The 9,074-nt window shown below is 63.2% G+C and carries 8 protein-coding genes; 3 read left to right on the top strand and 5 right to left on the bottom strand.

Features of this window, described 5'->3' with window-relative positions:
- Positions 1–220 precede the first annotated feature (220 nt).
- Positions 221–1,624, top strand: coding sequence for a hypothetical protein (locus tag ACNQQL_RS29435; RefSeq protein WP_347067589.1), 1,404 nt, complete (start codon positions 221–223; stop codon positions 1,622–1,624).
- Positions 1,625–1,811: 187 nt separating this feature from the next.
- Here ACNQQL_RS29435 and ACNQQL_RS29430 read toward each other — a convergent pair whose 3' ends face one another.
- Both ACNQQL_RS29430 and glmS read right to left on the bottom strand, forming a co-directional pair.
- Positions 1,812–2,216, bottom strand: coding sequence for a DUF6088 family protein (locus ACNQQL_RS29430; RefSeq protein WP_347067587.1), 405 nt, complete (start codon positions 2,214–2,216; stop codon positions 1,812–1,814).
- 573 nt (positions 2,217–2,789) lie between these two features.
- Positions 2,790–4,619, bottom strand: coding sequence for a glutamine--fructose-6-phosphate transaminase (isomerizing) (gene glmS, locus ACNQQL_RS29425; protein WP_347067585.1), 1,830 nt, complete (start codon positions 4,617–4,619; stop codon positions 2,790–2,792).
- A gap of 156 nt (positions 4,620–4,775) precedes the next feature.
- Between glmS and ACNQQL_RS29420 the strand changes: the two genes are divergently transcribed.
- Positions 4,776–5,267 carry an Lrp/AsnC family transcriptional regulator gene (locus ACNQQL_RS29420; protein ID WP_034181959.1) on the top strand — a complete coding sequence of 164 codons (492 nt, stop codon included), beginning with the start codon at positions 4,776–4,778 and terminating at the stop codon, positions 5,265–5,267.
- A 10-nt stretch (positions 5,268–5,277) separates the two neighbouring features.
- On the opposite strand, the gene panB is transcribed toward ACNQQL_RS29420, so the two are convergent.
- The gene (panB, locus tag ACNQQL_RS29415; RefSeq protein WP_072438418.1) at positions 5,278–6,129 is read right to left on the bottom strand and encodes a 3-methyl-2-oxobutanoate hydroxymethyltransferase; all 852 of its coding nucleotides are present in this window, start codon (positions 6,127–6,129) and stop codon (positions 5,278–5,280) included.
- Between the two features lie 77 nt (positions 6,130–6,206).
- Between panB and ACNQQL_RS29410 the strand changes: the two genes are divergently transcribed.
- On the top strand, positions 6,207–7,025 hold the full coding sequence (locus ACNQQL_RS29410; RefSeq protein WP_347067582.1) for a helix-turn-helix transcriptional regulator: 819 nt from the start codon (positions 6,207–6,209) through the stop codon (positions 7,023–7,025).
- A 28-nt stretch (positions 7,026–7,053) separates the two neighbouring features.
- Here the strand turns inward: ACNQQL_RS29410 and ACNQQL_RS29405 are convergent, their stop codons facing one another.
- Positions 7,054–7,587, bottom strand: a complete 534-nt coding sequence (locus ACNQQL_RS29405) for a methylated-DNA--[protein]-cysteine S-methyltransferase (RefSeq protein WP_072438421.1) — start codon at positions 7,585–7,587, stop codon at positions 7,054–7,056.
- Positions 7,584–9,068, bottom strand: coding sequence for a DNA-3-methyladenine glycosylase 2 family protein (locus ACNQQL_RS29400; protein ID WP_347067580.1), 1,485 nt, complete (start codon positions 9,066–9,068; stop codon positions 7,584–7,586). Before ACNQQL_RS29400 ends, ACNQQL_RS29405 begins: the two co-directional genes overlap by 4 nt.
- Between the last annotated feature and the right edge of the window lie 6 nt (positions 9,069–9,074).

Genomic DNA, 9,074 nt, shown 5'->3' with positions numbered 1-9,074 from the left:
CGGTCCAGCTTCGACGATCCGTCGCCAACTCAGCAGCCAATCGCATACGAAATCCTTTTGCGCAGCGACCTCGTGATCAAGACGAGGCGTTTTTCAACAGCCTGCTAGGGGGTGCTGGATGCGAGGGGCTTGCTTCGCCCAGCTTCAATCCATGGTCACAATCAAGTTTTACCTGATGCGACCGATAAGCAATGAATAGCAAAAAAGGCGGAGGTCCCTCATGCGTTACTTCGCGGTTCTAGAGTCGTTAGATGGTGATGTCGACCAAGAACACGTGTATCTAGACTGTATTTCTCAAGAGACATTTTCAGTCATGCGGCGAGTCGGAGGGCTGGCTCAATTTTCATCTGAACAGGCTGACGAGTATATGGGAGCCGTACTCCAGGTCAGGCGCGAATCATTTGCGCCGAGTCTACTGGATAGAATCAACAACGCGTCCGTACGAATTTGGTTCACGCTTACGGTCTCTGAGGTACGCGACGATGCAGCGGCGGTAGACATTCCTGCGACGTTTGTTTCCCTTGCCCCGACAGCCGCTGATGCGGAAGCCATTACTCTGTATATTTCACGACCGGAGGCACTCGACGCCGACACTCAGGCCGCGGCCGAGCGCATTTTTGACGCAACGCAGCTTGCCCCCAATTCGTTTGAACGGTTTGCGAGGCGGCTTGAAAAATTGTTTGCAAGCGAAGGCCGACGACATGTGGTTGCCTATCACGTTGGCCAAGGCAATTGCAATGCAGTAGTCGATGAGCACGAGCATCCGGTATTGTTCTTCGACCTAGGCTGGCCCATTCAGACCAATATAGCTGGCGCGCCAAATCCGCCGCCGCAGCTTTTCGATGTGCAAAGTGATGCTGGCATAGCACCGGTTGTGCTCTCACACTGGGATTGGGACCATTGGGCATATGCGCTCGAAAGCTGGCGTTACGACAGGGCCCGAGGCGCGCCTTTCGCGACGTGGAAAAGTGCGGCGCTTCACCGTCCGTGGCTTGTACCTGCACCGGAGAAGGCAATGAAGCTTGGTCCAAGCCATTATCTTCTTATTTTGAAACTCTACCATCAACGATGGGAGGGGCGACGGGCACTGCATTTCTGGTCTAGGCGAAAGAGCATGTGGGAAACTGGCAACCTGACGCTACTCAAGTGCTCCACCAAAAAACGAGACGTGTCCTATCGTAACAACTCCGGATTGGCGATGGTCGTTCGTATCGATGACGGTTGGAAGCGGGGGCTTGTGTTACTGCCGGGCGATTGCGAATTTGATAGCATTCAGTTTGACCGAGTTAGCTCGTGGGATTCACGTCGAATTGTCGCGATGGTCGCCAGTCATCATGGCGGAAAATTGAATGTCTTCGCCATTCCAGAGACCACCGTCTCAGACGCACGTCTCGTCATTTCGTCAGGCAAGAATAGATACGGCCATCCGAACAGCCGCATGTTAGACAATTACAGATTGCAGGGGTGGCATGACCAACAGCACACAAATTCATGGCACCACCGTCCGCGAATGTTGTCCTTAGTTCCGCGCATTGGAGCCACTCTCGTACAGCCCGTGAGCTTTGACAAGCCACGATGCGAGTGTGAAGGTATTCCCGACGCCAACATGTCTCTCGGAATCTGACCAATGTTCGCCGCATATATGAAGCGGCGAACATCACATCATCCAACCAAATCGGCGCACGTATCCGATTCGCTACAGGCACGCGTGACTGCGGCGCTAGGTCAGCCTTCTGCTTGCATATATGAGGAGGGCGGGCGAGATTTCCAGCTTGTGCCGCGAAAAGCTGCTTCAAACGGCCAATGCACCGTTATCGACCTATCTCGTATTTCACCGTCTTGCTTCCGACCCGGATTTTTCGACGTATCCGGCGTGCCCCCGTGTTGACCAAACCGTCCATTGGAATTTGGGTGGTAGTTCCCGCGTTGTACTCGCGCGCGAACCGTCCTGGGCGTACTTCAATGTTCAGCTTCTTGAAGGTCTCGGCGGCGACCGTCTCGAACGGGGCCGCTGGCGCCAGCGCGTTCGTGAATCTGTTGATGCGTGTTTTGCAGTAAACGCCGAGGCTGACACGTATCAGGCGTCCATCGCCGACCATTTTCGCAAGTACTCGGCTCACATGCGAGGCACTGCCAAGTGATGCAACCTCGGAGCGTAGAATGACTACACTTTTGCGTCTCTTAATAGAGAGAGCGATTCGGTCTTCAAGCTTCATGTGCTCTCCCTGCGGGGCGTTCATCGTTTCAAGATGTTGCGTATGCTCAGAGACAATCAAAGTATATGCGCTCGTGCCTTCTGGGGCCCGTGCGAAACCTATGCCTGCCGGAACACAGGGGTTTCTTAGCTCGCCACAGCGAAACCTGCATCATGCGGTGAAAGGCGGGGCATGAGCCGACAGCGCTTTCTTCCCTGTCCGCCGAAACCAGACAGCCGTTGCGTACAGGGGGCGACGCAATTACTTGAAAGGTATGGCCCAAAGGGCTGCCTCGGCCGACGCGGCCGAACGTTCCGCAGTCGAAGTGCTGACTGCCTCAGCCCGACGTGTCCTGAGCTGATGGGATAGTCACTCGTCATGAATGGAAAGGGGCTCAATACGGCGCGTGGATGGGCGCGATTTTTCCGAGGCATCCCGCGCTTTGGCCGAGCGCAAATGCCGTTGGAACAGTTTCACTTAAGCCCCGCCCGGCAGTCGTTTGCGGGGATTTCGGAGGACGTTAAGTGAAACTTCGCGCGTCGCTTTAAGTGGAACTATTCGAAGTTGCCAGCCCCCCGGCAGTCGCCGCCCGCCTCACTCCACCGTCACCGACTTAGCCAGATTCCTGGGCTTATCAATATCCGTCCCCCGCGCCAACGCAGCGTGATAGGCGAGAAGCTGCATCGGCACCGTATGCAGAATTGGCGAAAGCGGCCCGTAGTATTCATTGAGCCGAATCACCTCGATCCCGTCACCCGGCACCAGCCCACAGTCCACATCCGCGAACACAAAAAGCCGCCCGTTCCGCGCACTGACCTCATGCATGTTCGACCGGAGCTTCTCGAGCAGCATGTCATTCGGCGCAACCGCAATCACCGGCATCTCGTTGCTCACCAGCGCAAGCGGCCCATGCTTCAACTCGCCGGCCGGATACGCTTCGGCGTGAATATAAGAAATCTCCTTCATCTTCAACGCACCCTCGAGCGCGATCGGGTAATGCATCCCGCGCCCGAGAAACAGCATGTTGTCGCGTCGCGCGAGCAGTTCCGACCACGCCATGATCTGCGGCTCCAGCGCGAGCACCTTCGACATCGCGTCGGGCAGATGCCGCAGCGCACGCAGATGTTCCTTCTCCTCGTCATCACTCAACCGCCCGCGCACCTGAGCAAGCGACAACGTCAGCAAGAACAACGCAACGAGCTGCGTCGTAAAAGCCTTCGTCGAAGCCACCCCGATCTCGATCCCCGCACGCGTCACGAACTGCAGCGCACATTCGCGCATCAACGCACTCGTCGCGACGTTGCAGATCGCGAGCGTATGCATCATCCCGCGCTGCTTCGCGACATGCACCGCGCCGAGCACGTCAGCCGTCTCGCCGCTTTGCGACACCGCGACAACCAGCGTGCGCGGATTCGGCACGCTGTCGCGATAGCGAAACTCGCTGGCAATTTCAACGCTCGCCGGCAGTTTCGCGATGCTCTCGATCCAGTACTTCGCGGTCAGTGCCGCGTGATAGCTGCCGCCGCACGCGAGCAGCAGCACCGAGTCGACTTCATTGAACACGCGCCACGCACCGTCGCCGAACAGCTCGGGCATGATCGACGCGACGTCGAGCAGCGTATCGGCCACCGCCTGCGGCTGCTCGAAGATCTCCTTCTGCATGTAGTAGCGGTACGATCCGAGATCGACCGCGCCGCTATGCGCGGCGACCCGCTGCACCGTGCGCTCGACGCGCTGGCCGGCCGCATCGACGATCCAGTAGCGATGCAGCTGGATATCGGCGACGTCGCCGTTCTCCAGATACGCAATGCGATCGGTGATGCCTGACAGCGCAATCGCATCGGACGCCAGGAAATTCTCGCCTTCGCCGACGCCGACCACGAGCGGCATCCCGTCGCGCGCGCCGACGATCCGGTGCGGCTCGTCGCGGCACATCGCCGCGATCGCGTAGCTGCCGCGCAGTCGCGTGACCGCGCGCCGCACCGCATCGAACAGGTCGCCGTCGTACAGGTGGTCGATCAGGTGCGCGATCGCCTCGCTGTCGGTCTGGCTCGCGAACACGTAGCCCTGCGCCTGCAGTTCTGCGCGCAACTGGTCGCAGTTCTCGATGATCCCGTTGTGCGACAGCGCGATGCGCGCGTTGGCGTCGCTCGGCGAGAAGTGCGGATGCGCGTTGAGCGTGACGGGTGCGCCATGCGTGGCCCAGCGCGTATGCGCGATGCCGGTGTAACCCGACAACGCATGCTCGGCGATCTCGCGCTGCAGGTTGGCCACGCGATCGACGCTGCGGGCACGTGCCAGCGCACGGTCGCGGTAGACCACGACGCCGCACGAATCGTAGCCGCGGTATTCGAGCCGCTTCAGGCCGTCGACAAGGTTCGGCAGGATGTCCCGCTGGGCGACCGCCCCGACAATTCCACACATATCGCGCTCCGTAAATGTCCTGTCTGGATCAGTGAGAGCGATGGTAGAGGCGGTTGAATGGAATTAAATTTCAAAATGTCGACATAAATGAAACGACGCGTAGATCGTCTATCATGTTGAAATTAAATTTCACATCCTGACCGGAAGGAGCCGCCGATGGCCGGCATCACCCTCGACGATCTCGACCTGCGCATCCTCGCGATCCTGCAGGACGACGCGTCGGTGTCGAACCTGCAACTGGCCGAGCGCGCGCTGTCGTCGCCGCCGACCTGCATGCGTCGCGTGCGCCGGCTGACGGAAGCCGGCGTGATCCGCCGGCAGGTCGCGGTGCTCGATCCGGTCGCGATCGGCACGGCCGTCACGGCGCTGATCGAGATCAGCCTCGACCGGCAGACGGCCGAAGACTACGACGCGTTCGAAGCGTACGTATGCGCGGAGCCGGCCGTCACGCAGTGCTACCGCGTGTCGCCGGGCCCCGATTTCGTCGTGGTGGCCGATCTTGCCGACGTCGCCGAATACGACGAATTCGCGCGGCGGCTGTTCACCGGCGCATCGAACGTCCGCAACGTGCGGACGTTCTTCTCGACGCATCGCGCGAAATTCGAGGCGAACGCGCGGGTCGCGCATGCGATGCGCAAGCGCGCGTGATCGCGTCGCGTCAGGCGGCGGCCGCGTCCGCCAGTTGCAGCGGCTTGCCATACCCGAAGCAATGCGCCGGTTCGGGAAACACGCGCTGCCGCACGTCGTGCGCGTACTGGCGGATCGCGTCGCGCATCACCGTATTCGCATCGGCGTAACGTTTCACGAAGCGCGGCGTGTATGCATCGAACGCGCCGATCATGTCCTCGGTCACGAGCACTTGTCCGTCGCACGCGGGCGATGCGCCGATGCCGATCGTCGGGATCGTCAGCGTTTCAGTCAGATGGCGCGCGAGCGCTTCGGCGGTGCCTTCGATGACGACGCCGAACGCGCCGGCCCGCTCGGCCGCGCACGCGGCATCGAACACTTGCGCGGCCGAACGCGGGTCCATGCCCTGCGCGCGGAAGCCGCCCGTCGCGTTGGCCTGCTGCGGCATCAGGCCGACATGCGCCATCACCGGTATGCCGCGCTCGGTCAGGAAGCGGATGGTGTCGGCCATCTCGCTGCCGCCTTCGAGCTTCACGGCCTGCGCGCCGGTTTCGGCGAGCAGCCGCGCGGCAGAGCGATAGGCCTGCGCGGGCGATTCCTGGTACGTCGAGAACGGCAGGTCGACGACGACGCACGCTTGCGCGGCGCCGCGCACGACGGCCGCACCGTGTGCAATCATCATGTCGAGCGTGACGCGCAGCGTATCGTGCATCCCGTACAACACCATGCCGACGGAATCGCCGACGATGATCACGTCGGCCACGTCGTCGACGAGCTTCGCCATCGGCGCGGAATACGCGGTCAGCGACACGAGGCTGCCGATGCCTTTGGTCGAACGGATCGCGGTGACGGTCTTGCGGGTGGTGCGGGTATGAGCGCTCATGTTCGGAAGCCGTGTGAAAGAAGAGCCGCCACGGTAGCATCGCGCTCGTTCGTGCAATGACCTTCGGAGGACGTCTTATGTTGCTGGCGGGACAATCGGGTGACCCTTACGCAGTGCCGCCGATGGCGCGCCTGCCGAGGCCGCTGTACGTGCGTGCGTTCGGGATTCCCGGCAACGTGAGCGTCGACGCGCACAGTCATCCGTGGGCCCAGCTGATGTATGCGACGAGCGGCGTGCTCGAGGTGTCGACGCCGTCGGGTCGGCAACTGTTGCCGCCGCACTATGCGATGTGGATTCCGCCGCACGTGCCGCATGCGGTGTCGACGCGCGATTGCGTCGCGTTCCACAGCCTGTATCTCGACGAAGCGATCGCGCGCAGCGATGCGAACGACGATTGCACGATCCTCTGCATGACGCCGCTGCTGCGCGAGCTGGTGATTGCCACGGCCGAATTGCCGGTGAACTACGACGAAGCGGGGCCGGACGGCGCGCTCGTCTGCCTGATCGCCGACCGGATCGCGCGGATGCGGCCGGCGCCGCTGACGGTGCCGCTGCCGCGCGATCCGCGCCTGCTGAAAATCGCGCGCGCGTTGCATGCGCATCCGGGCGATACGCGCAGTCTCGACGAATGGGGCCATCAGGTCGGCGCGACGCGGCGCACGCTGTCGCGGCTGTTCCGGCAGGACACGGGGCTGTCGTTCACCGAATGGCGGCAGGCCGTACGGCTGCTCGCGTCGCTGCCGCTGCTCGATGCCGGCGAGCCGATCGGTGCGGTGGCCGCGCAACTGGGCTACGACTCGACGTCGTCGTTCATCGCGCTGTTCCAGGCGAAATTCCGCATGACGCCCGGTGCGTATGCGAAGCGTGAAGCGCGCCGGCCTGTATTGAACGCGTGATGCGGCCACGCGTGCCGCGCGCCGTCACTCAGAACGCGAGCGCTGTCTGCACCGGATGATGTGCGCCACGCTCGAACCCGGCACCTTCTAGCGACAGCAGCGCGCGCTTGCGGTCGATGCCGCCCGCATAACCGGTCAGGCTGCCCGACGCGCCGACCACGCGATGGCACGGCACCATGATCGACACCGGGTTCCGGCCGACCGCACCGCCCACGGCGCGCGCGGCGCTCATCGGCAACCCGACGCGTTCGGTGATGTCGCCGTACGACACGAGCTCGCCGAACGGAATCGCGAGCAGTTCCTTCCATACACGCCGTTGAAACGTCGTGCCGCGCAGGTGGATCGGCACCGAGAACGTTTCGCGCATGCCGGTGAAGTATTCCGCGATTTCTTCCGCGACCTTGCGCGCGATCGGCGAAGTGACGAGCGCGTTTGCTTCCTGCGCGATCGAAAGCGACGGGAAGTATTTCTGGCCGACGAAGAACAGGCCCGTCAGCGCATCGTCCTCGATGCGCACGGCGATGTCGCCGAGCGGGCTCGGAATCAGGTGAGCGGGAGTCATCGCAATACGTCTCCTTGAAGGCGCCACACATGCAATGCGGCATACGCGCGCCACGGCGCCCAGCGCGAGGCATGCGGCGCAGATGATGGCATGCGCGAGCGTTCGATGTGTTCGATGTGTTCGCCGCGTGCGGGAAGCAACGCATCGTCGGCCGGGAATGCATTCGGCCAGGCCATCGCACGCATCGCGACGTACTGTACCGCGCGCTCGTCGAAGCCGGGCATCGCGCGCAGCGCGGCGAGCGTCGCGTCGAGCGGCGCCATCGGTTCGAGTGCGAGCATGCCGTCGGTGACAGCGCGTGCGAGCGACAGGATCGCCCGTGCCGTTTCGCGCGTAATGCCGAGTTCTTCAAGCGCCGCCGGTGGCAGGGCGGCCAGCGTCGCCGCGGGAGGCAGCGCATGCGTCAGCCCCGGCAGCACGCCTTCTACCTTAGTGCCGAAGCGTTCGGCGATGCGCGCGAGCACCGCACCCGCATGCGCGGCCGCGAGCCGTTCGCCCGCGATCGCGCGAAGTGCGATTTCGAGGCCGTCGAACGCGCCGGGCACGCGCAAGCCGGGTGAGCCGCTCGCGAGTGCGCCGAGATGCGCGTCGATCACGTCGGGGCGGCTGTCGAGATCGAACAGCCGCCGCACGCGCGCGAGCACGGCCGGCACGACCGGCGTCAGCGCGGGCGACACGGTGACGGCCAGCGCGAAGCGCTGCGGCACGTGCGCGACGGATAACCATCCGGTTAGGCGGTCACCATCGTTGCGATTCGGCAATTCGACGACGCGCGCATAGCCTTGCGCGTCGATCCGCTCGACGCCGTCGATCTGCCGCTGCGCGAGAAAGCGCATCAGGTCGGCCCACGCGAACGGCGGCCGGTATGGCAGCGGGAACGTCATGTCGCCTTCGGCGGACGCGCCGGCCCCTTTGCGGAGCCGCAGCGGATTGAGGCCGTAGCGCTGCCGGAACAGGTCGTTGAAGCGCCGCACGCTGCCGAACCCGGCCGTCGATGCGACGACGGCCACCGGCAGCGCGGTGTCGGTCAGCAGCCGCTTGGCCATCAGCAGCCGGTGCGTCTGCGCGAACTCGACCGGCGATACGCCGAACTGCGCGGCGAAGATCCGGCGCAGATGGCGTTCGGTCACGCCGACGCGCCGCGCGAGCGCGTCGACGGAATGCTCGTTCAGGAACCCGTCCTCGATCAGCGTGGCGGCCGCGTCAGCGAGATTGCCTGAGAGGTCGAGCAAGCCGTGGCCGGGCGCGAGCTCGGGGCGGCAGCGCATGCACGGCCGGAAGCCGGCTTTCTCGGCGGCCGCGGCGGTCGGGTAATAGCTGCAGTTCTGCGCTTTCGGCGGCTTCACCGGGCAGACGGGGCGGCAATACACGCCCGTCGTCGCGACGCCGACGAAGAACCAGCCGTCGAAGCGGCGGTTCCGCGAAAGCAGGGCGTCGTAGCAGGTGTCGGGATCGAGGCGCATGAAACGACTGTAAACCATCCCCGT

Source organism: Burkholderia sp. LFS061, assembly GCF_047978125.1.
GTDB lineage: Bacteria > Pseudomonadota > Gammaproteobacteria > Burkholderiales > Burkholderiaceae > Burkholderia > Burkholderia pyrrocinia_C.
Note: the sequence above shows the minus strand (reverse complement) of the source record. Positions and strands in the feature narration are given on the sequence as shown.